1 pseudogene is annotated in these 347 nt (G+C 68.0%); it reads left to right on the forward strand.

Annotation, left to right across the window (positions count from 1 at the left end):
• Positions 1-347, forward strand: a pseudogene (locus ACNPP0_RS24775) (NfrA family protein); the annotation flags it as partial.

The following is a 347-nucleotide window of genomic DNA, read 5'->3' on the forward strand; positions in this document are numbered from 1 at the left end:
TGCCCCACCGGCCAGCGCGCAAAGCGCCGCGCCGACCACCGCGAAAACACAAGCGCCGCTGGAAGGCGCCGCATTTCGGTTCGCTGAAGAGGCTTACAAGAATTTTGATGCCGGCCACTATGAACTGGCCGCGCGGCAGGCCGCATCGGCCATTGTGCTGCGCCCGGACGTGGAACGCTTGCACCTGCTGCGAATCTACGCGCTGCAAAAGCAAGGCAAGCTGAAAGAAGCCGACCAGGCCGCCGCCGACGCCATCAAGGAAGGCATCGACACGCCCGCGTTACGCCAGGCCCGCGCCAATCTGCGCCCGGCACCGCCGCCCGCGACCGCTTCCGCGCCGGCGCCTG

It is taken from the genome of Achromobacter semiaridum (assembly GCF_053543755.1).